Annotated in this window: 20 protein-coding genes; 5 read left to right on the top strand and 15 right to left on the bottom strand. The window is 49.7% G+C overall.

Annotated features, from left to right (window positions below; translation table 11 throughout):
* Positions 1-604 precede the first annotated feature (604 nt).
* The 10 genes from gfa to L9G74_RS18650 all read right to left on the bottom strand — a co-directional run bounded on the left by gfa (position 605) and on the right by L9G74_RS18650 (position 12095).
* Entirely contained in the window at positions 605-1177 is a 573-nt protein-coding gene (gfa, locus tag L9G74_RS18695; RefSeq protein WP_238898293.1) for an S-(hydroxymethyl)glutathione synthase, read from the bottom strand.
* Between the two features lie 225 nt (positions 1178-1402).
* Positions 1403-2512, bottom strand: coding sequence for an S-(hydroxymethyl)glutathione dehydrogenase/class III alcohol dehydrogenase (locus L9G74_RS18690; protein ID WP_238898292.1), 1110 nt, complete (start codon positions 2510-2512; stop codon positions 1403-1405).
* A gap of 57 nt (positions 2513-2569) precedes the next feature.
* Positions 2570-2830: a metal/formaldehyde-sensitive transcriptional repressor gene (locus L9G74_RS18685; protein WP_238898291.1), complete on the bottom strand. Its 261-nt coding sequence runs from the start codon at positions 2828-2830 to the stop codon at positions 2570-2572.
* 581 nt (positions 2831-3411) lie between these two features.
* Entirely contained in the window at positions 3412-6240 is a 2829-nt protein-coding gene (locus L9G74_RS18680; protein ID WP_238898290.1) for a DUF8487 domain-containing protein, read from the bottom strand.
* A 16-nt stretch (positions 6241-6256) separates the two neighbouring features.
* A complete protein-coding gene (locus L9G74_RS18675) occupies positions 6257-6877 on the bottom strand; it encodes a 2-dehydro-3-deoxy-6-phosphogalactonate aldolase (RefSeq protein ID WP_238898289.1) in 621 nt (206 codons plus the stop codon).
* Positions 6865-7803: a 2-dehydro-3-deoxygalactonokinase gene (locus L9G74_RS18670; protein ID WP_238898288.1), complete on the bottom strand. Its 939-nt coding sequence runs from the start codon at positions 7801-7803 to the stop codon at positions 6865-6867. The genes L9G74_RS18675 and L9G74_RS18670 overlap by 13 nt, the downstream gene beginning before the upstream one ends.
* Positions 7796-8683 (bottom strand): SMP-30/gluconolactonase/LRE family protein, encoded by an 888-nt coding sequence (locus tag L9G74_RS18665; protein ID WP_238898287.1) that lies wholly within the window; start codon positions 8681-8683, stop codon positions 7796-7798. Before L9G74_RS18665 ends, L9G74_RS18670 begins: the two co-directional genes overlap by 8 nt.
* Before the next feature lie 8 nt (positions 8684-8691).
* On the bottom strand, positions 8692-9840 hold the full coding sequence (dgoD, locus tag L9G74_RS18660) for a galactonate dehydratase (RefSeq protein ID WP_238898286.1): 1149 nt from the start codon (positions 9838-9840) through the stop codon (positions 8692-8694).
* Positions 9841-9854: 14 nt separating this feature from the next.
* A complete protein-coding gene (locus L9G74_RS18655) occupies positions 9855-11264 on the bottom strand; it encodes a sugar porter family MFS transporter (protein ID WP_238898285.1) in 1410 nt (469 codons plus the stop codon).
* Positions 11265-11315: 51 nt separating this feature from the next.
* Entirely contained in the window at positions 11316-12095 is a 780-nt protein-coding gene (locus L9G74_RS18650; RefSeq protein WP_238898284.1) for an SDR family oxidoreductase, read from the bottom strand.
* A gap of 230 nt (positions 12096-12325) precedes the next feature.
* Between L9G74_RS18650 and L9G74_RS18645 the strand changes: the two genes are divergently transcribed.
* Complete coding sequence (locus tag L9G74_RS18645; RefSeq protein WP_238898283.1) at positions 12326-13168, top strand: AraC family transcriptional regulator; 843 nt, start codon at positions 12326-12328, stop codon at positions 13166-13168.
* Positions 13169-13484: 316 nt separating this feature from the next.
* On the opposite strand, the gene L9G74_RS18640 is transcribed toward L9G74_RS18645, so the two are convergent.
* Positions 13485-16214, bottom strand: coding sequence for a TonB-dependent receptor (locus L9G74_RS18640; RefSeq protein ID WP_238898282.1), 2730 nt, complete (start codon positions 16212-16214; stop codon positions 13485-13487).
* Positions 16215-17245: 1031 nt separating this feature from the next.
* Between L9G74_RS18640 and L9G74_RS18635 the strand changes: the two genes are divergently transcribed.
* The 4 genes from L9G74_RS18635 (at position 17246) to L9G74_RS18620 (ending at position 19346) form a co-directional block, all read left to right on the top strand.
* On the top strand, positions 17246-17659 hold the full coding sequence (locus tag L9G74_RS18635; RefSeq protein WP_238898281.1) for a hypothetical protein: 414 nt from the start codon (positions 17246-17248) through the stop codon (positions 17657-17659).
* A 221-nt stretch (positions 17660-17880) separates the two neighbouring features.
* Positions 17881-18162, top strand: a complete 282-nt coding sequence (locus tag L9G74_RS18630; protein WP_238898280.1) for a hypothetical protein — start codon at positions 17881-17883, stop codon at positions 18160-18162.
* Complete coding sequence (locus L9G74_RS18625) at positions 18149-18421, top strand: phosphatase PAP2 family protein (RefSeq protein ID WP_238898279.1); 273 nt, start codon at positions 18149-18151, stop codon at positions 18419-18421. Before L9G74_RS18630 ends, L9G74_RS18625 begins: the two co-directional genes overlap by 14 nt.
* A 181-nt stretch (positions 18422-18602) precedes the next feature.
* On the top strand, positions 18603-19346 hold the full coding sequence (locus L9G74_RS18620) for an META domain-containing protein (RefSeq protein ID WP_238898278.1): 744 nt from the start codon (positions 18603-18605) through the stop codon (positions 19344-19346).
* Between the two features lie 79 nt (positions 19347-19425).
* On the opposite strand, the gene L9G74_RS18615 is transcribed toward L9G74_RS18620, so the two are convergent.
* The 4 genes from L9G74_RS18615 to L9G74_RS18600 form a co-directional block, all read right to left on the bottom strand.
* Entirely contained in the window at positions 19426-20541 is a 1116-nt protein-coding gene (locus tag L9G74_RS18615) for a DUF481 domain-containing protein (RefSeq protein ID WP_238898277.1), read from the bottom strand.
* 111 nt (positions 20542-20652) lie between these two features.
* Positions 20653-21783, bottom strand: coding sequence for an HlyD family secretion protein (locus L9G74_RS18610; RefSeq protein ID WP_238898276.1), 1131 nt, complete (start codon positions 21781-21783; stop codon positions 20653-20655).
* Positions 21784-21813: 30 nt separating this feature from the next.
* The gene (locus tag L9G74_RS18605) at positions 21814-22203 is read right to left on the bottom strand and encodes a DUF3302 domain-containing protein (RefSeq protein WP_238898275.1); all 390 of its coding nucleotides are present in this window, start codon (positions 22201-22203) and stop codon (positions 21814-21816) included.
* A gap of 158 nt (positions 22204-22361) precedes the next feature.
* The gene (locus L9G74_RS18600; protein WP_238898274.1) at positions 22362-23297 is read right to left on the bottom strand and encodes a helix-turn-helix domain-containing protein; all 936 of its coding nucleotides are present in this window, start codon (positions 23295-23297) and stop codon (positions 22362-22364) included.
* Positions 23298-23577 lie beyond the last annotated feature (280 nt).

Below are 23577 nucleotides of genomic sequence, written 5' to 3'. Positions count from 1 at the left end.
CGAGTCCGTCCTCTGGTACCATCTTCTAGAGAGATTATCTAGAATGAGCAAGCCGACATTAAGTCGGTTTTTTTGTGTCTGAAATTTGGTTTTTATCGGTTGGCGTTGCTAGCTAAAACCTATGAGCACAGGGGATTCGCTTTCAATAACATCGGCCCCGCCGTTAATAGCATGACGGTTCGAGTCCGTCCTCTGGTACCATCTCTTATAAGAGATAATAGGCCGACACTAAGTCGGTTTTTTTGTGCCTGAAATTTGGTTGTCATCGATTGGTACTGCTAGCCAACCCTGTGAGCACCGGGGATTCGCTTTCAATAACATCGGCCCCGCCGTTAATAGCATGACGGTTCTAACCCATCCTCTGGCATCAACTCTTTTATAGGGATTATTTTGATTAGGGTTTAAAAATTTAATCGTATTTTGTGTATATGGGATTTGGCGCCTGAGTTAAGTTTTACGCTTGGCTGCTGAATAGCTTTGGGACATCCTACTCGCCACTCGCCACTCGCCACTCGCCACTCGCCACTCGCCACTCGCCACTCGCCACTCGCCACTCGCCACTAAAGCAGGAAGCGCTGCACATGGCACCGCTTCCTGTACATGATTAAAGAATGCCTTTTTGCTTAGCAATGTGCGTTGCAATGGCGTCCATCAATGGTGGGTTCAATGAATCGTATGGCGGCAAACCGAGTTTGGTCAGTTTGGCACGTACGCCGTCCATCTGTTCTGGACGTGCTGCGCCACCTTCAATGATGGAAGAGACAAACGCGGCAAAGCGTGGTTCTTCCCAACCTTGTTCGGCAGACAGTTCAGTGTGAATAAAATCCAGCCCGTAAAATGGGTGACCAGTGTTTTCGATACGACCGAAAAGGTGGGCACCACACACTTGGCAAGCGTGACGTTGGATCGCTGCGGTTTCATCAACAATCGCCAGTTTTTCTGCATGAGCTACCACGGTGACGCTATCACGTGGTACCACACCGACAACTGAGAATGCTGCACCGCTAGGCTTCCAACATTTGGTGCAACCACAAGCGTGGTTATGCGCCACGTTAGAAGTCACCTTAACTTCAACTGGGTCGACGCTGCATTGGCATTTCAGTGTACCGCCGGCAAATCCTGCAACACCTTTGTGGATACCGTGTTCAATGGCAGGATGTAAAAACACTTCACTCATGAGAATTTCCTTTTGGGCTGTTAGCCTTTCATGTTTGATTTTTGCAACGGAGCGCAATTTATTCGGCGTTAGGTGCTGTTGGTGGAGAATGACTACACAGCGCATCACCTGCCTTGCCTAAATCTCGCGCTGTCTGCTGAAAAAACGTTCAAAAAAGGTTGGCGGCCCCTTAATTATTACCGCAAATGAGCATGGCAGATCCCTGTCACGCTCGTCCTTGTTACATTAAAACTTGATGACTGAGCGGATAGATTTGCCTTCGTGCATCAGATCGAAAGCTTCATTAATTTGCTCAAGTCCCATGGTATGAGTCACGAACGGTGCCAAATCGATGTCACCTTTCATGGCATCTTCTACCATGCCTGGCAGTTGGCTACGGCCTTTTACGCCACCGAAGGCTGAGCCTAACCAGCGACGGCCAGTTACCAATTGGAATGGGCGAGTAGAGATCTCTTTACCTGCACCCGCTACCCCAATAATCACTGATTGACCCCAACCACGGTGGGCACATTCCAGTGCAGCACGCATCACATTGACGTTACCGATACATTCGAAAGAGTGGTCCACTCCCCAACCAGTCATCTCAACAATCACTTGTTGGATCGGTTTTTCGTGGTCTTTCGGGTTAACAAAGTCAGTGGCGCCGAACTGTTTTGCCAGTTCAAATTTGGCTGGGTTGGTGTCGATAGCGATGATACGGCCCGCTTTAGCTTGGCGCGCACCTTGAATCACGGCTAGACCGATACCGCCTAAACCAAATACCGCAACAGAGTCACCTTCTTGTACTTTGGCGGTGTTGTGTACGGCGCCGATACCGGTAGTCACACCGCAACCCAACAAACATACGTGTTCGTGGTTGGCTTGCGGGTTGATTTTTGCCAGTGATACTTCGGCAACCACAGTGTATTCAGAGAAGGTTGAGCAACCCATGTAGTGATACAGCGGTTGGCCGTTGTACGAGAAGCGAGTGGTGCCATCTGGCATCAGGCCTTTACCTTGGGTGGCGCGTACAGCAACACACAGGTTGGTTTTGCCAGATTTACAGAATTCGCATTCACCACATTCCGCAGTGTATAGCGGGATCACGTGGTCACCCGGTTTTACCGAGGTAACACCTTCGCCCACTTCTACCACGACACCGGCACCTTCGTGACCAAGGACGACAGGGAATACACCTTCAGGATCATCACCAGACAGGGTGAATGCATCGGTGTGGCATACGCCAGTGTCAGTGATTTTGATTAACACTTCGCCTTTTTTAGGAGGTGCTACGTCAATTTCAACGATTTCCAATGGCTTACCGGGAGCGAAGGCCACAGCTGCGCGTGATTTCATAAATGATTTCCTCTTTGTTAGCTTGTTTGATAACGAGAAGTTGTGCAGATAGCAGAGCTATTTCAAATAGCTACGCACAAGTACAAGCAACTCTTTAATTTTTTCTCCATCTTCTGAAGCGCTAAATTCCTCACGGATATGAGTCTCCAGCACCTCAGCCATTAATCCATTAATGGCACCTCGAGTGGCGGCAATCTGCTGTAACACGGAAGCACAACTAGCGCCTGATTCCAGCGCGCGTTCTAACGCTTCACATTGTCCTTTGATCCGACGAACTCGGGTTAAAACACGTTTCTTATCTTCGGGGCTATTTGGCATTGTCAGTTCCAAAGTCCTATACTGGGGTATAGTATATTGCTGAAGTAAATACGGCTGCAATCTACATTATAGATTAGGCCGTGATTTATGCTTAATGAACTGTTTTTAAATGTAATTTTTGTTCGGTGATAATGGAGTGATACGCCAGTAGGTGCGTTATCTCATTTGACCGCACTCATGATGGTGCTTACTCAGCGTGCTTTTTAGCAATTTACGCAGGCACTGCAATAGCGGGGAGTGGTGATAACAACTATTTATAAACTTAACCGGGGCGTGATTGCGAAATGATCGGTTTCGCTGACATCAAATCTGGTCACAGGGCCGGTATTTTTTGCTAGGGGCTGTTGCTGGAGAATAACTACACATCACCTGCCTTGTCTAAATCACGCTCTGTCAGCTGCAAAAACAATCAGCAAAGATAAACAGCCCCTAGAGGCAGTTGCTGAAGAATAACTACACATCACCTGCCTTGTCTAAATCGCGCTTTGCCAACTGCAAAAATAACCAGCAAAGATAACCCATGGTTTAAAGACAAAAAAGCCGGAGCTGCATCGCTCCGGCGGGTTTGAGACTATGGTTGCTTAGTCATAAATATCATTGGTTTTGAATGACTTGCTCTCATCGGAAGATTGCAGCGCTTTTAACGCATCCATGGTGATGGTTTTCTCCGGCGCGAACGCATCGCTTTGCATATACGCCAGTAAGCTGTGCTTGAGCTGGCGCGCAGCTGGGCGGCTGTCCAGATCGTTGGTCAAGTCGATAGACGAGAACACCAGTTTGCCGTTACCCACTTTCGCTTCCACCACATTAGCCAAGTGACGGTTAGTAACGAAGTTGTCGATGACGCGGATGATCGGCGTCACTTGAGACTCATCTACCTCGATAGACTTGGATTGGATGGTCATATCCCACCACTGCCAGTCAGTGTGCGAACTGGTTGGGAACGCAGCCAGAGCAGGGTGTTTAGGATCCATTAATAGGCCCATAGTGCTTGGCTGATTAGGGAAGTGAACCGGGCTCCAGAATACCGGCACAAAGCGACCGTCGGTGCCTTGCAGGTTGTGGTAATCCGGGTTTAGGAATACCGTTTTACCTTGTTTCAGTGCCGCTTCTGCGGCGTCAAATGAGGTGGTGGAAACTACCGCGTCAGACTCGGTGGTGACCTCTTGCGGGTAGACCCAGAATGACCAAGTGTTTTTGTAGTTGGTTCCGCCAACTTCTACACGTACGGTCATCTGACGCGCTTGTTTCACATCCAGCGCCAGCGAGATATCACCCAGCGCTACGTTGTTGCCGATGGCCAAGTCAACATTACTGATGTCGTTCTGTGCCACCACGGTGCCGCTGTTGTCAGTGATCGACCAGTGCAGTTTTTGGTTTTTGAGATCTTTGAAGAAGTTAGCGACTTCAATAGACGCGGCAAAAGTTTCACCGCTTTGGTACACCGCTTTGCTGTAGCGGATCAACGGCACCAGTTCACTGTTGAATTGACGGAACTCCTCGGCGCTGATCACGCCTTTAGATCCCCAAAACGCATTCAGCAGGCCCACCAACGCGGTACCTTGCCCCGGAAAATCTTGCAGCTGTAGCAGTTGGAATCCGTCGAAGCTTGGGGTTTTCAGCGCACGCTCAATCTCTTCTTTGTAGAGAATGGCCGCCAGTTTACCGGAGGCATAAGTGAACTTGTCTGCCAGCTCTATCAGTCCCTTCTGTTCAAGCTGTTCTTTAATGGCGATGAAGTTCAGCGGTTTAAGTACGCCGGTGTACTTCGGGATTTCGCTCATGTCAGGATAGACCGAGTACTGACCGATTTCGTGAGAGATCAGCGGAATACCAATGTATTCAGCGTTGTCGGTGTAGTCTTTGTCAAAGCTTGGCGAATTGGTATTGAAAATCCCCTGACCACGGACCCAGCCTTTTTCTGTCCACTGGGTAATGTAGAATTCATCAACATTCAGCGGCCATTGTTCGCTGGGTTTCTGGAACGAGAACGCTGTTGACGCGTAAAGGTGACGGCTGTCCTGAGACTTGTAGTGGTTGACCAGACTGCGCAGTGTATCCAGATCGCCCTCCAGCTCGTTGCCCATCGCCATCATGATGAATGACGGGTGATTGCCGTATTCCTCGATAATGCGCTGGCCTTCTGCGCGCAGGAAGTCAGTCGTTGCTTTATCGGCACCTACATGCAGGCTCCAGTGCGGCAGTTCGACTTGATAATAGAAGCCGACCTCATCCGCCGCCTCAAATGCGGCGGATGGCGGAGCCCATGAGTGGAAACGGAAGTGGTTTAAGCCGTAAGCTTTTGCTTGTTTTAGAATTTCTAACCAGCCGTCTTTATCCATTGGCGGATGACCCGTCAGCGGGAAGATGGCCGCATCCAAATTACCACGCAGGAAGATACGTTGGCCGTTCAGTAACAGATCGCCGTTGGCTTCGCTGATTTCGCGGAAACCAAAAGTTGTTGCAGTTGCTGGTGTGTCGCTATCGCTGTTGGCTGGATTAACGGCCAGTTGGTACACGTTCGGGTTGAACTCGTCCCACAAGGCAATACCGTCAGGCTTGGCGATAGTAAAGCTTACTTTGCCGTCTTTTACGGTGGCATTGCTTGCTTCACCTTCCGCTACCAGCGTGCCGTCAGTTTTGCTGATGGTGTAGGCCACCTTGCCAGCCGCTGGGGTTTTCTGGTCAAACGTCACGGTGATGGTGTTATCCGCCAGACTTGGGTACACCTGTACGTCATCAGCCATGTTGGCCGACGATGCTGTCAGGCTGATGTCACCCAACATACCGTTCCACTTGATTTGGGTATGGTTGGTATAGGCATGGGCCATTTCCTGACTTGGTTCGCGCGGATATTTATCGCTGGTGATGTTGATCCCAGGGAATTTGTCGCCATTGTCGATTCGCACGGTAATACGGTGTTTGCCCGGACTCAGAAATGAAGTCAGATCGTAGTTGTGAGCAGCCACTAGACTGTTTTGTGTGCCCACAGATTTGCCGTCAACAAACACTTCTGATTGCCAAATGACTCGCTCCAGCTCCAACGCCACGGTGTCGCCTTGCCAATCTTCTGGAATAGTGACGTCTTTTTGATACCAAGCGGCACCGATATATTCATATTCGCGGGCGAGGTGGGCCATGACATCATTATTGATCTCTGGCTTCAGCGGGTTTTTGGTGCCCAGTTTGGCATCATCAAGGGTACCGGGCAGGGTAATTTTTTGGCCGTCGAAGCCAGTTTGTGCCCAGTTTTCGCTGGCGCCTTTATTCTGTGGGTCGAGTTTTACCTGCCAGTCGCCAGCAAGGGACAGCGTTTGCTGCGCATTCGATGACGGCGTGTCTGGACCGCTACAAGCAGTCAGGCCAAGCGCAACCAGTGCGCTGAATAATGCAGTATATTTTGCTTTCATGAGTATTCTCGTGTCTTTAGAGGGCAGAGATGGTCTGAATCATGTCTTTGGCAACGGCGCGCACTTCAGCAACGGTTTTCCCCGGTTTGTAGAGGTTGCTGCCAATACCGAAGCCCACCGCACCAGCGCGGAGGTAGTCGGCCATATTACCGGCGTGAATACCGCCAACGGCCAGAATTGGGTAGCCTTTCGGCGCCACAGAGGTCCACGCTTTCACTGTTGACGGCGGAATAGCATCCGCCGGGAAGGCCTTGGCTGCATCAGCACCGGCTTCAATCGCGGCAAATAGCTCGGTTGGTGTTGCTACGCCCGGCGCGGAAATCATGCCCAGTTCCTTGGTGCGTTTGATCACCGCAGGGTTCATGTTCGGCGAAACGATCAGCTTACCGCCCACCGCGGCCACGGCATCGACTTGCTCAACTGTCAGCACGGTGCCCGCGCCAATCAGTGCTTTATCGCCGAATGCTGCCACGATACGGCGGATACTTTCGACGGCATTGGGTGAATTTAGTGGCACCTCAATCATGGTGAAACCTTCTTCAATCAGTGCGGCGGTGACGTCTACCACTTCATCGTTGGTGATACCACGAAGAATCGCGATCAGAGGCATAGTCATGTAAGAGTTCAGTTGCGGCATAATCTATCCTTTAACGTCTGAATAAGTGAATTTGCGCCGGCAATGCTGGCGTCTTTGTCGGCCACCAGCGTGGTGCTGATGCCGAAGTGATTCATGGCAGTCTGATAAAGTTGGTTTAGCGACGAGCTGCCAATGATGTGGCAGGTGCCGATAGACTCGGCGCCGTTGGCTTCCATAAACGCGCGGATCTCGTGGCCAATCAGCAAGCCAGAAAGGTAACCAGCACCGGCAGACGTTGCCTGTTTGCCGGTGACGAACAGGGTACGCACGCTGAAAATATGATTCAGTAGGCCGCCGGGTTGCTGGCTGTACTGCACGCCTTTGATAAATGCGGCTTCATCCAGCGGTGCGCTGGTATCTAGCGAATGCGCCAGAATGGAATGCTTCGATAGCAGTGAGAAGGTTTCACCCGTCATCGCGGTGGTGATGGTTTGAATTTGCTGATTATTCACCTTGACCCACTTGGTATGGGTGCCGGGACAGCAGTAAGACGCGGCATCGGTATCACCGGACAACATGCTGGCACCGATCACTTGCAGCTCTTCACCACGCATGACATCCACTTTACCGTCAGCCGTTTCCTGCTTCATGCCGGGAATTATCCAGCAGTTGCCGTGGTTAAATTCGGGGACTTGCACGCCGTACTGCCCATAGCCGCTGATCGGCGCTGGGCAGTCCACATAAGGGGTATTTTTCCAGCCAATTTGGCTGCCGATCATTCCGGCAAGCACGACGGTGAGGTTGTCGTGGGTGTTCAGCCATTCGCCGATGTTGGCGTTGAGCGTGGCTTCAAATGCGCCATTAATTTGTGAAATGCCGCTTGGTGCGCTGGTTTCCGCCAAGCAAACACCATTTTCATCCAGCAGGTAGGCGCGAAAATTGGTGGTTCCCCAGTCAACCAAAATACTGACCGCTTGCTTAGCCATGGTGGAATTCTCCCGCAAAGCGAGGACGTGGCGCGCTGGTAACGTCAGTTTGGTAGATAAACAAACTGCCGGTTTTCGGCGCGGCTTGTAACGCATCGTCGGATAGTTGATAGCAGGCCGAGGTGACAAACAGTAAATTGTGGTGCTCACCACCAAAGGCAACGCAGGTCGGCTGTTCAACGGGAACAGCAAAATACTGCGGCTCACCTTCAGGGCTGAAACGAGCAACACAGCTGCCGCCCCACAGCGCGCTCCATAGGTGGCCGGTATCATCCATCATGGCGCCATCGGGTGAGGTGTTGGCGGGTAGTTGCTTAAAGATGGCTTTGTCAGCAATCTCACCGCTGTCGATGTCGAAACGGTATTGATAGATAACCTGTTGGCCCGAGTCAGCCATGTAGAAACGGGTGGCGTCTGCGTTCCACGCCAGACCATTGCAAATCCCCACATTGGCTTCAATTTTTGTGACGGTCAGGTCAGTGTCGACGCGGTACAGGCCGGAGCTAGCGGTTTTGTCGCCAAATTCGTTCATGGTGCCGACCCAGAAGCGGCCTTTGGCATCGGTGCGGCCTTCATTAAAGCGCACGGTGGCACCTTCAGGAAATTGGAACAGCCATTCGGTGTTACCAGAGATGAGATGATACAGCGCAATGCCGCGGTCAAACGCCGCCAACACCACATCGGCTTGTTGTGTCAGTGCAAAACCGCAAACGCGATAAGGTGTGTCAAATGCGCACAGTTGGCGGTGGCTCAGCTGATAGCAAAACAGCTGCTTTTCTTCGATATCGGTCCACCAAACGGTTTGGGTTTGGTCGTCCCACGTCACTCCTTCGCCGAGGTAATTTTTTACGTCAATTGTGTCGATTAATTCAAACATCATCGTACTCCTTACCACTCTGCCACTGAGCCATCTTGGTGACGCCACACCGGGTTGCGCCAGCCGGTGTGCTGTGCAGCGGCCTGATAAATTGCCTCTTCATTCAGTTCTACCCCCAGCCCCGGTTTGGTCAGCGGCTTGATAAAACCGTCGGTAATGGCGAAGTCATCTTTGTTGTTCACGTAATCAAGCAGGTCGGCGCCGGTGTTGTAATGCATGCCGAGTGATGTTTCTTGCAGAACGGCGTTGTAGGACACAAAGTCAACGGCGAGGCAGGCGGCAAAAGCGATAGGACCGAGCGGGCAGTGCGGTGCGAGGGTGACATCGTACGCTTCGGCCATGGCGGCAATTTTTACGGTTTCCAGAATGCCACCGGCATGAGAAACGTCCGGTTGCAGAATGCCAAGACCACCGCGTGCTAACACGCGTTTGAACTCGGCGCGGGTAAACATACGTTCACCGGCAGCAAGCACAATTGAGGTGCTGCTACTGAGCACCGAATATTGTTCGTACTGTTCAGCCAGCACCGGTTCTTCCACAAACAACGGCCGGAACGGTTCCAACTCTCTAAGCAGGACTTTCGCCATCGGCACTGAGACGCGGCCATGGAAATCTAGACCGAAATCGACAGTGTTACCGAAGGTGCTGCGGATAAGGCCAATACGATCGATCACCTCATCCACTGCTTTGTGGGAGTCGATCAGCGCCATCTTGCCGCAACCGTTCAGTTTGAAGGTGTTGCGGCCAAGCTGTTGCTGCACCTTAATTTGGGCAATTTCATCGGCAGGATCATCGCCGCCGACCCAAGAGTAGACTTTCATTTTATCGCGCACGCGACCGCCCAGCAGTTGGTGCACGGGTTGGCCCATGACCTTGCCTTTGATGTCCCACAAGGCTTGTTCGATACCGGCAATGGCCGACATTAGAATCGGGCCACCACGGTAAAAACCACCACGGTAAAGCAGTTGCCATAGGTCGTTGATTTGCGCTGGATCTTTATCAAGCAGATAAAACTCCAGCTCTTTCACCGCCGCCATGACTGTTTCGACTTTGCCCTCAATAATGGGCTCGCCCCAGCCAGTAACACCTTCGTCGGTGTCGACGGCCAAGAAACACCAGCGAGGTGCAACAGGGTACAGGCGTAATTGTTTAATTTTCATGATGAATCTTTCTGTTAGCGGTTCTGACGGACCAGTTTGTCACCGGCCAGATTTGTCTCGATTTGTTCCAATGTCAGCTTTTTGGTTTCCGGCACGTACAGCCAGATAAAGCGGAAGGACACAAAACAAATCAGTGCATAGAATAGGAAGCTGCCGGAGGCGGCAAACGCTTCAATAAGAAACGGAAAGGTGAATGTCAGGCCGAAAGAAGCCAGCCACAATGCCAGCGTACACATCGACATCGCCCCGCTGCGCACTCGGTTGGGGAAGATTTCTGCCAGCAGTACCCAAGTGACTGGTGCCAGCGTTAGCGCGTAGGTGGCAATGCCAACCAATACCATGGTGAGCAGTGGCAAACCGTCGATCCCAGCTAGGTACATGGCAGAGATAATCAGGTAGATCACCCCTAGACCGGCTGAGCCGATAATCATCAAGGTGCGGCGGCCCATTTTTTCTACCATCGGCAGCGCCAGAATAGTGAAGGCTAAGTTGATAATGCCGGTGGCGACGATGGATTTCAGCGTATCGTTGATGTCGAAACCGGCAGACGCGAAGATCTCATGGGCATAGTTAAAGATAACGTTAATGCCGCACCATTGCTGGAACGAGGCCAATACGATACCGATGAGCAGTAATGGCTTAACTGACTTGAGATCGGCGAAGGAAAACTTAGTGGTATCTTGTTTAAAGCTGGCCCGAATATCGGCAAGGCTGGTGGCCGAGTAACTACCGGAACCAATTTTACTCAGCACGTTACCCGCTTCCTGATAACGGCCACTTTTTACTAACCAGCGTGGTGATTCAGGGACGAGGAACATCAGCACAAAGAATAGCGCTGCTGGAACGAGTTCGGCGGCAAACATGTAGCGCCAACCTTCCACCACATTCCAAGAATCCTGCGTGATCTCATCACTGACCTGCTCGGCAATCAGCAGGTTGATGAGTTGCGCGGCCAGCACGCCGATCACAATCGTGAGTTGGTTCAGAGCAATCAGTTTGCCGCGGCGATCTGCCGGGCTGATTTCAGAGATGTACATCGGCGATACGGTGGATGCCAGACCAATGCCCACTCCACCAAGAATACGGTAAAGCACGAACGGGGTGATGCTGTCGGCTATCGCGGTACCAGCGGCAGAGATGATAAACAGCAGCGCGGAGATAATCAGTGCGTATTTACGGCCCACTTTATCCGCCAATACACCCGCACACATGGCACCGAAGATACAGCCAATCAGCGCCGATGACATCAGCCAACCCGACAGGGTTGGTGAGTCCACATCGAAATACACTTCATAAAATGGCTTAGCGCCGCCAATGACTACCCAGTCGTAACCAAATAGCAAACCACCGCAGGCGGCGGCGAGACTGATCAGCCAGATAAACGCGGTATGGATTTCGGGGCTTTGCTTATCCTGATAACTCATAAAACACCTAAACCTTTATTCGTTAATCGAAGTTATTTTTCTCGTTACGTGTTAGTCGCAGTAAACCTGACTCCGTCCGCCGTCGATCAGAATGTCAGTGGCATTGATAAAGCGGGCCTCGTCAGAACCCAAGAACAGCGCCGTGGCCGCCACTTCTTCTGGTTGACCGAAGCGCTTAACTGGAATGATTTGACGTTGTCGTTCGCGCTCGGCAGCTTCATCAGGACAGCTTTCGAAGAAGCTCTGTGCCAGCGGTGTGTCGATAAGGCCCGGAGAGATTGAGTTCACGCGAATGCCTTTGTCGGCATATTCGATAGCCAGTGAACGAGACATGCCGATCAGTGCATGTTTGGAGATGGTGTAAGGGAACGCGCCCTTAACAATTTTATGGCCGTGTACTGAAGCAACGTTGACAATGTTGCCGTAGTTCTTTGCCAGCATGTGACCAATGGCGGCGCGGCTGCAGTTAATGGCTCCCATCAGGTTCACCGAGATACAACGTTGCCAGTCTGCGGGTGACAGATCCAAAATGGTGTTGAACACATTGGTGCCCGCATTGTTCACCAGTACGTCGATCTGACCGTAAGTTGCCACCACATCCTCAATGGCAGCGTTGACGATTGCTTCATTGCCGACATCGACTTGGTAAATGTTGATCTGGCAACCGTATTGAGCGACCAGCTCCGCTTTTAACGCTTCTAGCATGTCGTACTGGGTATCGAACAACGCCAGTTTGGCGCCTTCGCGGGCATAGCTTCTGGCGATTTCTGCGCCAATGCCCATGGCGGCACCGGTGACAATCGCAACTTTGTTGAACAGTCTTTGACTCATAATGAACAACCTATTTGCTGGATGCAGAATTACTGCACGTTATTTCTTAAACTGCTTCCGACTATAAGATTGTTAATACAATTTAAAAATGGATAATAAGTCGTACAACATGTACTATTTTACGATTTATACCTTGGTCTATAGTGAGTGAGTAACATATGCTGAGAATGTCAGAAGGGTTCGCTGGACAGCGTCTGGTTGTCGTTCCGCCCGCGATTGTTGAAACAGCAATGAGTAAGCCGGTGTGTGCCAGCTTGTTTCCCACCCACATCGGTATGTTTCAGTCGGTGAAAGGGCACTATGTCACGCGCTGGAAAGGCGCTCCTGAATCGATAATTATCGCGTGTCTCGCTGGTGAAGGGATATGTCGGTTTAATGGCCGCGAGTGGCGTCTGCAACCCGGACACTTGATTGTGATACCGCAAGATTGTGCGCACTCTTATGAAGCGAATAACGAAAATCCGTGGACAATATTTTGGTTCCATGTGCGCGGAGAAATGCTTTCCCACTATCTGGAAGAGCTGCAAATCAGCGAGCAAGCGCCAGTGATTAACATTCCCAATATTGCCGGGTTAATGGATGCGTTTGAGGACGTATATCAGCATACCGAAAGCGGCTTCACCAATACCTCGTTGTTATGCCTATCTACCAGCCTGGCGCACTTTCTCGGCGTGTGTAAGTTGTATCAACGCTCGATTAAAGCGAGCCAGCAGGGCGTGGAAAAACGCATTGAAAAAACGGTGGATGTGATGAAAAAAAGCCTGCATCGGTTGCTGACGCTGGAGCAACTGGCGCAAATTGCGGGCTGGTCATCCACCCATTATGCCGCCTTGTTCAAAGCTAAAATGAATGTGCCGCCACTGGAGTTTTTTACACGGCTAAAGATGCAACTTGCTTGCGACAAACTCAAACTCACCAATGAACCCATTCAGGCCATTGCGGCATCACTGGGTTATCACGATGCCTTTTATTTTTCCCGCTTGTTTAAACGCCATAATCAAATGTCGCCAAAGATCTACCGCAAGCAGTTCAGCCTGATTAATGACATGAAAACCATTTCGTTAGCGCAATAACAACGGTAATAAACCGCTATCTGCTTCACGCAAAACGAGCGACATGGCGCTGAAATAACGCGGCGGCAACGAGACAGGTTGGCATAAATTATCGCCACTTTTGTCGTCCGTAGCGCTGTAATATCGTCAAGTAACATCTTGTCAGTTAAGTCATATCTACTGGACTTTATTCTTGAAAATTATCGCGGAAAGTTTTGTGCGGAAACGGCAAAAATCGGAGGCCAAAATAGCTCTCCGATTATCTCAGTCGGATAAGGATCGCGCTAACGATCCTTATCCGATCTTTGGCTCAGTTTGACTGATATTTGCGTGTCGCTTAGAAGGTGTAACGCGCACCTAATGAGAAGCGAGCACCGGTTTTCTGGAAGTTAAGCAAGCGTTCTTCATAGATCGAGAAACTTCTGCTTTCGTTGTCCAGAACGTTGGTGCCATCTAGGAAGACCGACAGGTTTTCCGTCACATCGTAAGTCGCTGTGAAGTCAAGCTGGCCGTACGCTTCCACCATCGCGGGTTGGCTATAAGCGCCAACGGCTTGGGAAAGGTACTCATCACGCCAGTTGTAGGCGATACGCACTTGCAGGCCATTATTTTCATAGAAGCCAATCAAGTTGTATGAATCTGACATCCCTTCCAGCGCAAACGTTTCGGTGTTGTTGGTCGGATCGAAATCGTCATCAGAGTCAACAAAGGTGTAGTTGGCCTGAAAACCGAAACCACTCTCAAACGTATGCAGAATTGCGAATTCCAGCCCCTTGATGTTTGCCGCTTCAGCGTTACGTTCACGGCTTACCATGAACTCACCGTACGGATTACCTTCCAAAATGACTTCTGGCAACGTGACCGTTGAAATGAAGTTATCTACCGCCTTGTGGAAGGCAGAAATACCGACATAACTTGCTTCGCCGTAGTACCAGTTCCATGCGAGGTCGAGGTTAACCGACTCGTATGGCATAAGTTGCGGGTTGCCACCGTAAGCCGTTGAGGCATTCAAACGACCGCTGTAACCGCTCATTCCCGGCGTCATGCGGGTCAGTGTTGGACGGGCAATCGATTTTGATGCGGAGAAACGCAATACGTGCTCATCAGTCGCATCCAACTTCAGGTTCAGTGACGGCAGGAAGTAGTCGTAATCGTTCTTTTCCACCAGACGCATGGTGTCACTCATGGTCAGATTCAGTAACGTGTCATCACCTTGTACTGGGGTGATATCGGTTACCAGCGCACTGTAGCCCGTTGCTTCAATGTCGGTTTTTGAGTAACGCAGACCGATGTTACCAGTCAGTGGCATGTCGAACAGATCGGTGTTTATGTCTAAACGCACGTAAGCTTCAAACGCATCTTCAGACACTTCGGCGATGGTGTTGCGGTTCAGACGAGCGTATGGTCCGCCCAGTTCACGACGCAGCATGATCGTGTCGGCATAGCCATTACCAGCATCAATGATGTTTTCACGGATGTTAGACTCTGACCACAGATAGTCGGCATATTCATACGGGTCGAACGTGAACCATGTTGCTGGTGCGCCACCGCTGAGAAAACCGCTCTGGTTAACAGACTTGAATATCTCATCTGGCACATCGAAGCCGTAGCCTGAAAATACGTTACCGTTGGTACCGTTATCATAGCTTTGACGATCTTTAGTGCGGCTGGAGCCATAAATACCGAAGTGAATCACATCAGCAAATTCGTAGCCTAGGGTGTATTTACCATCAAAACGGTATTGCGTAATTTTGTCTTTGACATCCTGCCCACTGAAATAGATCGAGTGGCTGCGCAATAAATCGGCACTGACGGGATTATCGTAAGACAGACTGCCGTAATCACCGCCATTGGTGTAATCGTAACGTGGGTTGGCATTTTGCACCCCAGCGATAACGAACTGGCCGCTGCCGCCTGCATCATTGATTGCATCAGAATAGGACACGTCGGCAGTGATTTGCAGTTGATCAGTGACAAACCATTCTAAGTTCAGACCCACCTGACGGGTTTCTGTTGGACGGTCAAACGAACGCTGGACAAAGTCGGCAGAGAGACTATCGATACCACTGGCGTAGGAATACCCCAGCATGGTGTTGTTTTCATCCACATAGGCCGAATCAAAACCATCTACCCAGTCGTGGGTCCAGTTGGCCGCGTTCATGGCGGACGAAGTAACCGCAAATTTTGAATACAGGATATCGGTCGTCAGCATCACGTTGTCAGTCGGACGTGCCTGAATAACCACCGTACCACCAATACGCTCGCGTTCACCTTGATCGTCGCGAAAATCGAGGTTACGCGGCATCATCACCCGCGAGAAATCGCCGGGGCCATTCTGGTTCGGGATATAGCTAAGATCACGCTCCATCCAACCGTCGGTGACCGCGTTTTGTGAACGGTAGTAACGGTTGACGTAGTTCAGTGAAACCAGCGCACCAAAGGTGTCATTGGAGTAGCTGTATACACCTGACACCTGCGGTGAATATTTCTCTGCCAACGTATCGTAGGTGCTCTTGGCACTGAACGCTGCTCGTGTTCCCGGAGTGTCCATCGGTTTAGCTGTGGTCAGGTTGACCGTGGCACCGATCCCCCCCGTTAACAGATCAGATGTTGATGATTTGTAGGCATCTGCACCGCTGATGGCTTCTGCCGCCAGAATGTCGAAGCTGAACTCACGGCCAGAGTTCTCAGTTGCCAGAATACGGCCATTGTAGAGCACTGAGTTGAATTCAGGGCCAAGGCCACGAACCGTAATAAAACGACCTTCACCGCCGCTACGGTCAATGGAAATCCCTGTAATACGCTGCAATGACTCCGCTACGTTCTGATCAGGAAATTTACCTAGTTCTTCGCTAGAAATACCATCAACGATAGTTGCAGAATAACGTTTGTTATTTAACGCACGCAGGTTACTCCCGCGTAAACCGTTAACTTCAATTACTTCAATATCTTCTGAAACTGCACTATCTTTGTCTGTTGATGTATTTTCTTGCGCATGCACAGAGATGTTAAGCGATGCACCAACTAGTACCGCCAACATGGTTTTTTTGTGATGATTGCTTTTCATTCAAATATTTCCCCCCAAATGGAAAACTCGGCAAATCTCCTCTGCACGAGTAAATGAAAGACGTATGCAACATTCTCCAATTCAGCAGCACTATTGGTCATTTGTCTGGTGTATAGAAAATGTTCGCAAATCCTAACTTGATGAACATCTTCTTAACATGGAGGAATGAATGAAAAAAAATGGATTATTTTATTTTTTTCTTGTATTTCGATGGACTTTATTTAACTAAAGTCGTATTCGCCTCTTATTTACTGAGAAAAAAGACTGTGGTGCATGGAACGCTGGTGGTGAATAAATCGTTTTAGCCACTTGAACGGACACGCAGTTATTAAAAACTCAATGACTATCTAGCGGTCGTTTTAGCTATTATGCCTGCAACACAGTTATGCGTGGTTTTTAAATGCTTCTTTTGAAAGGTAACGGTTTAAGTGTAATAAATACAATGTTTTATGTTTTTATTTGTCTGCTAATGGATGGTGGATATTGTATAAATGCATACCGTTATGGATCAAAGTACATATTATGAAGTTTTATTTCAGTTCTGATCTTTTTATTATTTTTTCATTCCTAATGCAGGTATAAATTCATGTTCATACCGCCAGAAATCGGGGCCTGTAATATTCATCGATACGTTAGCACTGGAATTTTCCAACTTAGGTGACAGATCTAACGTACAGGGTGCTGGTTGCTTAATATTTTCCTCGGCTTTATGCCTCTCACACCAGCGAGTTAAATCTGTTTTGAAGTGCTCGATCTTGAGTTTTGTGTGTTGTTTTACTACAAGATCGCTTTATTAAGGCACAGCACTTCGGTGGTTTACTTTTTTGTCATCGACAATGTTCACGACTATGGTGAATGGATGATGTCAAAGAGGATTGATTTTTTCTGGTTATTTTTTCCGTCGGCCGAGCGGAATTTAGGCAAGGCAGGTGATGTGCCGTGTAGTATTCTCCAACAACAGTCCCTAGCGCTGATTATGGCTTATTTGTTATTGTCCGGCGGGTTAACGGAATAATCTTTAAGGTAAACGAATGCAGTGTATTCGATGCGACAACATCACGCTTAACTCGGATGCTGAGCCATTTTATCGTTGCCCAGTTTGTTGCCGACAGTTTCGGCTGCACACTAACGGTAAACTGGTTGAGCGCTGGCTTGGGCCAATCAGCACTGTGCTTTATCCGGTGCAATACGACTCCTTGCCCCAAGCGAAAGCGGCAGAGATGGCCGAGCAGCTTTATCAGGCCACTTATGGTCACGTTAAAACGTCATTCCGCCGTTTCACACCTGAGCAATTAACTTACCTAATCCAAGAGCTGGAATTAGAGCTTAACTCCCCCGTCCAACAGGTGGCAGATATTCTCAAAAGCCGAGCATCTGAGGCAGAGCTTCGAGCTTATATGGCACAGTTGGTGATGCAGCTAAAACACAAAATTGCTGCGTGCTGATCGAGGGTGAGCATAATTACTCAACATAACTCATTGTCAGAGACGCGTTATTGGCACGATGGCTCATCATTTTAAGCGCTATTACTTGGTGTAAACTAGAATTTGAGCAGTACGTTCGCTTACCCAGTTGAATGTCGTTCCGTGGTATCAATCACGGTAAACAGCGTTGGATTCGCTGCGCCACGCAAATGGTTGCGCTGGCACTGAAAAGGACTTTTCCGATGAAGATAACATGGTTACCTCTTGCTGCTTTGGCGCTTAGCCAAGTAGCGTTTGCTAAACCCATTCCCGATAAATTAGCGCAAGATGCCTACATTTATGGTTATTCCATAGATGAAGCCTACAAGTTTTTCTACGAAACGGCGGTTGAGACCGATACCCCGTTAAACCGCTTTCAAAATATTCGTCATATCGCCGACGACAGTTATGCCGCCCACGTCACCATCAACAACGATACCTTGCATTTGATGGGTTGGCTGGGCGTGGGCCTTGGTGCTCAGTGAAGTTGCGCCCGAATACAGTAATGCCGTGATTAAGCGGGGGCTGGCCTTTGGTGAAAGTCGCAACGTGTGCAATGTGCACTGGCATAGCGATGTGGTGCAAGGCCGAGTGATCGGCGCCAGCACAGTGGCACGTTTGCATGCCAATGCGCAGTTTGTGGCAGATGTGCAAGCGGCCAAAGCAGAATTATTGGCATTGAAGACCAAACGATATCGCCCCGCAGGAGACTGCCAAGCCGAGGCGGATTTGCTAGGGTTGTGACGGCCGTGATGTTAGTCGAGTTATGCTAGTGATTCGCTGGTTGCTGGTTAAATGATGTACTAAGCTAGAACAGGTAAATGTCGGCTAACTGCTTGTTATTTAGTATTTAGCCGCTTCATTTGGTAATGAGCTTATCAGCTGTTTAGGGAATATTATTGCAACTCTGCACTAAGGAAAGATTATGCGACGTGTACTTATACTGCTGGCGGCGGTGACCGCTTTTGTGGGTTGTGCCACTCAGCAAGCACCAGTAAATGCTCCGCCTAAGTTAGCGGGTATCTGGCGAGTGGAAGATATTAATCAGCAAGGGGTGATTGATAATAGCAAGGTGACGATGCAGTTTGATGCCTCGGGCCGTATCTCTGGCTCGGCTGGCTGCAATCAATACAGCGGCACTTACAGCAGTGCTAACGGTAAGTTTGCTGTTGCTGGTGTTGTTTCAACGCGCCGCGCTTGTGTGCCAGCATTGGGCGACCAAGAGCAGAAATTCCTTGCGGCATTAAATGCGGTTATCCGTTACGACATTACCGCAGAAGCTAAGCTGGTGTTTTACGATGCAGACAATAAGGCGCGCTTAACCTTGATGGAAATGAAACGCCAAATCCAACCCGGTAAGCCTGCCGATGCCAGCGCAGCAACGAGTGCTGTATTTAACTGTGAAACCATCGGCGCGATTTCGATGAAGTTTCTTGGGCCAGAAACCATCATGTTATCCAACGACAAAAACTCAGCGGTATTGCTGAGAACACCGTCAGAGTCCGGTACTTTATATGTTGGTCAAGAGATGTCCTTTTGGAATCAACGCATGGCTAACGCCACTGGCGCCAAGTATTTAGGCAAAAACATTACCTTTTGGAATAAAGGCGCTGAAGCGGCATTTAGCTTAAATGACCGTAAGTTCAGTTGCACCAAACAGGCAATGTAAGCGCGTATGACATAAAAGCGGCGGATGTCTATGGGCAACTGCCGCTTTTTAATGGTTGAAGACCCTATGGCAGCAGGCTTTACAGCTCAATCTCCAGAGAAATAATGGTGCGATAATCGCTCTTCTCTGGCACTTCACCTTGGTTATCCGCTACTGGTGACGCCAAATGCTCCCACACAAATGACACATCAAAGTCGATGTCATCAGTCACTTCAAATTCGCTACTAAACTTGGCGTACTGCGCATCGCCACCGGCAGCGGTTTGTGCCACGGTGTAGCGGTAATCAAAGCTCAAATCGATAGCGGAAGAGAACTCATATTCCATGGTGGAAGCTAAGTAAACCGAGGTAGAAGAGTTACTGCTACTCTCACCTTCGGCGACATTATCAAAGCGGGTATGTTGGAACGCTGGACCGGCGGCTAAATCCCAAGAAAACTTATCAGTATCAAAGAAGTAGTAACCGACCCCGGCACCTAGGGTGTATTTACCGCCGATGTTTTGGAACGGGTCGCGATAGTATTCAAAAAATATCGGCCGAAAGTAGAGGTGGTTGGTATAGAACCAGTCAAACGTACCGTGCGCACGAATATTTTGCTCCGTGGTTTCGCCATCGTTTTTCTCACGGTTGAGCAGGGCGTCGGCCAAAATACGACTAGACGCGGTACGCCGTTTTACATCCAAGGTGCCAGAATATTCGGTTTTCTCGGTATTGCCGCGGCTGATGTTGATCCCTGCGCCAAGCTTGATATCCCACGCCGTCAGCAAGCTCTCTGCCGCCGGTGCAATGGAGACTAAACTGCTGGTCGGGCGCGGCGCGCCATCATCAACGCTGACGCCAGCAGCGCTGTATTTGATGTTGCCATATAACACGCTGCCGTCGTTAAATCTGACACTCTGCTTTTTATGGGATAGCAGAGTATGCACATCGTCCATGTCGATCATTAGGGTGTCGAGTACATCGCTATCAAACTCTAATTCGTTGTCGTATATAGCAATAATCTCGCCTTTGAGCCATTCGCCCGAGGTTAACCTCACCCAATCAAATTTATCGGTATCTCGCACCACCGCGGCGGTTTCTTGGGCTAGTTGCTCGGGTTCGAGCGGTTGGCTTAACACGGGCGGAGTGAACAGCCCCAGAGCGAAAATGCCTGCAACAACGTTAAATACTGGCATAGTGTAATGGATGTTTTTCATCGTCATGACCTCTATGTCCTATAAAGCGATATTGCCATGGATGGTGATGGCAATAGTACGCTCGACGTGCAAAAGAGTGACATTGCACGTCGAGCTGATGTCTCGTGTGGATTAATGATCTAAGTAGAGATAGTTTTGCCAGCTTTTCATGCGGATCAGCACCTTACGCATCACCGATACGTGTTCGAAATGATGCGAGTAAACAGCGATCTCAACATTGGTGCCCATCGGCAGATGGTATTCATCTAAGTTGTCGTCAATTTTCAGTTTGACGAACACTTGGCCGGAAGTGACTAACGCTTGAGTGCCCAGTAAGCGGCCACCGGCTTGAATTTGGCTTTCGGCAATTGCCGGTAAAATTTCTACCACATGGCCTTTAAACACTCTGCCGGGGATGGAGCGAAACAGAAATTCCGCTTCGTTGCCAGGTTGTAAGCGCATCAGGGAGTTTTGTCTAAAGGCACCGACGTAGGTACGCGGTTCGGCATGCACGAAGGTCATCACTGGTGCCAGCGGTAACGGCACTGCCATCGCGCCTGGGCGCAATGCCACTTGGGTAACATAGCCATCGGTTGGCGCTCTAACGGTGGCTTGTTCTAAATTAAATTCGGCACTGGCGAGTTGGGCTTTGGTGGTGGCTACGTCAGTGTTTTCACCTTCAAACTCCGATTCTTTCGCTAAGCGGGTTGCTTCTTCTTGCGCTATTGCGGCTTTGAGCGCTGCTTGCGCAGCTTTGAAGTTTTGTCTGGCGGTGTCCATCTGTTGCTCGGTAAACGCACCACTTTCGTAGCCTTTTTTATAGCGCTGGTATTCCCGTTCGGTGCGATCTTTATCGGCTTGGAATTTCTCGGTATTGGATTGTGCCTGCACATAGGTGGCGTCGAGCCGCAGACTCTCTTGCATCGCTTTGGCCAGTGCCGCTTGCAGGCGGACGACTTCTGCCTTAAATGGCGTATCGTCAATTTTGAACAACAAATCCCCTTTACGCATCATGGTGTTAGGCACGGCGTCAACCTCGGTCACGCGGCCACGTACACCGGGCATAATTGGCGTGGTGGTATAAATTTGGGCGCCAGTCGCCGTAAACGGATGGTTATAGTTCATCAGTAAGATCAGCGCGCCAATCAGCACGATCCCGCCAAGTACCGCGGTCGGAATCGACCACTTATTTAGTGGGATTTTGAAAATCTTAAAAATAGCCACGCAAATGGCGGTGTATGAAAGAATCAGCAACATGTCCATGTTTGGTTCCCCGCAAATAGAGTGAGCGCGTTATTCTGTAATGTCGTTGTTAGGGGCGGCGGCTGGTGGTGTTACCGCCACGGTTTTGGCTGGCGTCAGTTGTTGTAGTTGTGCTTCTAACTGGCTGACTTTTTCGGCTAACAACGAGATTTTATGCAGGTTATCTTGATGTTCTTCCTCGAGCTTCGCGAAACCCCAACCGCGGTCATCACGCCACAAGGTGGCCCAAATCCACAAAAACGGCCATAACGCATGCAGCGTAAATAAGCTGACCCAGCCGGCGGCATGGATGGCATCTTGGTGCGGGTGATTGCGCTTTTTGGCTATTTCGTAGGGGATGTCGTGAATGGCGATAATGCCGTAAAAGATAGTCAAACTGACGAACACTAGCATGCACAAGGCAAAGTAATCCAAAAACATATTAAGTCCTTTTAAGCAATGACTTGACGGTAGCAACTGCCTCTCAACTACCGTCAATAATGTACATTATTCAAGCAGATATAGTAGCGATATTTGTCACACAAAATTTACGGTTTAATTACATTTTTGAGTATAGGTCATACTGCGGAGGTTGTGGGTCAACCCCCAGCGTGGGGATGTAGCACACCATAAGTGGCGATGGCATTGGCGTCGATAGTTGATAGCGGCGATGCCAGTAAGCTGCAGGCATCGGTGGCATAAAGTAGTGCTTTAAAGCGGCCTTTGCCGATGCGAATGCCGCCGCTACTTAGTGGTTGGCCGCGCAATAGAATCTGTGCACCTAGGCCTTTTTGTACTAGCCAATCCTCGTTGATATAGCTGTGAGCTAAGTACCAATCAATACTGCAATCGGCAGCTATCCGCGTTAGCAAGTGCTTGGCGCTAAATAAGTAAATGGCAAAATCACTGGCATAGGCGCTGAAGTTGATTAATAGCTTGCCGTTTGGCTCGCTTTGCAGCAGCGGTGGCAGTTCACTTTGATAATGTTGTGCCAGTAGTTGTGCCATGTCGTGAGTATTGCCGATGGCATAGGCGAGGTGACTCACCAGTTGCTGTTGGTGATAGAACAACAAAGTGTAAACCTGCAGATCTCGCACTTCGGCGAGCTGCGGTGCGAGTGGTGCCGTTGAGACATTAAAACCTAAGGTGCGCAGGTTAAAGCCTTGCAATTGTGGCTCAGCCAGAAAATGCTCCACGCCCTGCAATATCTGATAACTAAAGGCGGGATTATAATGACGATAAGGTTTATCCGCCAATCCAGCAAAACGTTGATAACGCGCTTGCAGCAGCTCGATGGCGTGGCTGTCGCTGCGTTGGGAGTGCAAATTTGCAGTGGTCGCTTTGATACCGAGTTTGCGCAGTAGATAAAGCTGATTACGCAGTGATGGGGCATTACTCTGCCGTTCCCAGCGGCTAATGGTGCCGGTGTCGATGGTTTGTTTACCACTGACCTTGGCTGCTAGTAATTGTGCCAGCGCGTCTTGACTGAGTTCGTGCTGTTGCCGAAAAGCTTTTATCTGTGCCGAGAAGTCCATATCCATACACCGCTGAGGCTAGTTATTAGTGATAATGACCGTTTGCTACCGTAGCCACATTGCTTCTCATCTCATTTTTAGTTGTCACTGGCGCCACCAGCTAGGCAAATCGCCGCGCAAAAAAATCCAAGATGCCGTTCTATGATGGCAGAGTTTTGCCTAAATTATCGGCAAATTAAGCTTTGAGTCACTTTCATGTGTCGTGAGTTAACGCGGCCTAGCGGTGACTGTTGTTCAAGCCAGCCAAGGAACTGCCACTGTACAAGGGAGAGCTAACCAC

The organism is Shewanella electrica (assembly GCF_022321485.1).
GTDB lineage: Bacteria > Pseudomonadota > Gammaproteobacteria > Enterobacterales > Shewanellaceae > Shewanella > Shewanella electrica.
This window is presented reverse-complemented; position numbering and strand designations above follow the sequence as displayed.

Coding starts and splice junctions, on each gene's coding strand:
- dgoD (WP_238898286.1), bottom strand. CDS start 9,840: ATGAAAATTAAACAATTACGCCTGTACCCTGTTGCACCTCGCTGGTGT.
- L9G74_RS18650 (WP_238898284.1), bottom strand. CDS start 12,095: ATGAGTCAAAGACTGTTCAACAAAGTTGCGATTGTCACCGGTGCCGCC.
- L9G74_RS18610 (WP_238898276.1), bottom strand. CDS start 21,783: ATGGACATGTTGCTGATTCTTTCATACACCGCCATTTGCGTGGCTATT.
- L9G74_RS18690 (WP_238898292.1), bottom strand. CDS start 2,512: ATGAAATCACGCGCAGCTGTGGCCTTCGCTCCCGGTAAGCCATTGGAA.
- L9G74_RS18620 (WP_238898278.1), top strand. CDS start 18,603: ATGCGACGTGTACTTATACTGCTGGCGGCGGTGACCGCTTTTGTGGGT.
- L9G74_RS18615 (WP_238898277.1), bottom strand. CDS start 20,541: ATGAAAAACATCCATTACACTATGCCAGTATTTAACGTTGTTGCAGGC.
- L9G74_RS18670 (WP_238898288.1), bottom strand. CDS start 7,803: ATGGCTAAGCAAGCGGTCAGTATTTTGGTTGACTGGGGAACCACCAAT.
- L9G74_RS18685 (WP_238898291.1), bottom strand. CDS start 2,830: ATGCCAAATAGCCCCGAAGATAAGAAACGTGTTTTAACCCGAGTTCGT.
- L9G74_RS18675 (WP_238898289.1), bottom strand. CDS start 6,877: ATGCCGCAACTGAACTCTTACATGACTATGCCTCTGATCGCGATTCTT.
- L9G74_RS18645 (WP_238898283.1), top strand. CDS start 12,326: ATGAGTAAGCCGGTGTGTGCCAGCTTGTTTCCCACCCACATCGGTATG.
- gfa (WP_238898293.1), bottom strand. CDS start 1,177: ATGAGTGAAGTGTTTTTACATCCTGCCATTGAACACGGTATCCACAAA.
- L9G74_RS18640 (WP_238898282.1), bottom strand. CDS start 16,214: ATGAAAAGCAATCATCACAAAAAAACCATGTTGGCGGTACTAGTTGGT.
- L9G74_RS18655 (WP_238898285.1), bottom strand. CDS start 11,264: ATGAGTTATCAGGATAAGCAAAGCCCCGAAATCCATACCGCGTTTATC.
- L9G74_RS18665 (WP_238898287.1), bottom strand. CDS start 8,683: ATGATGTTTGAATTAATCGACACAATTGACGTAAAAAATTACCTCGGC.
- L9G74_RS18600 (WP_238898274.1), bottom strand. CDS start 23,297: ATGGACTTCTCGGCACAGATAAAAGCTTTTCGGCAACAGCACGAACTC.
- L9G74_RS18680 (WP_238898290.1), bottom strand. CDS start 6,240: ATGAAAGCAAAATATACTGCATTATTCAGCGCACTGGTTGCGCTTGGC.
- L9G74_RS18635 (WP_238898281.1), top strand. CDS start 17,246: ATGCAGTGTATTCGATGCGACAACATCACGCTTAACTCGGATGCTGAG.
- L9G74_RS18605 (WP_238898275.1), bottom strand. CDS start 22,203: ATGTTTTTGGATTACTTTGCCTTGTGCATGCTAGTGTTCGTCAGTTTG.
- L9G74_RS18630 (WP_238898280.1), top strand. CDS start 17,881: ATGAAGATAACATGGTTACCTCTTGCTGCTTTGGCGCTTAGCCAAGTA.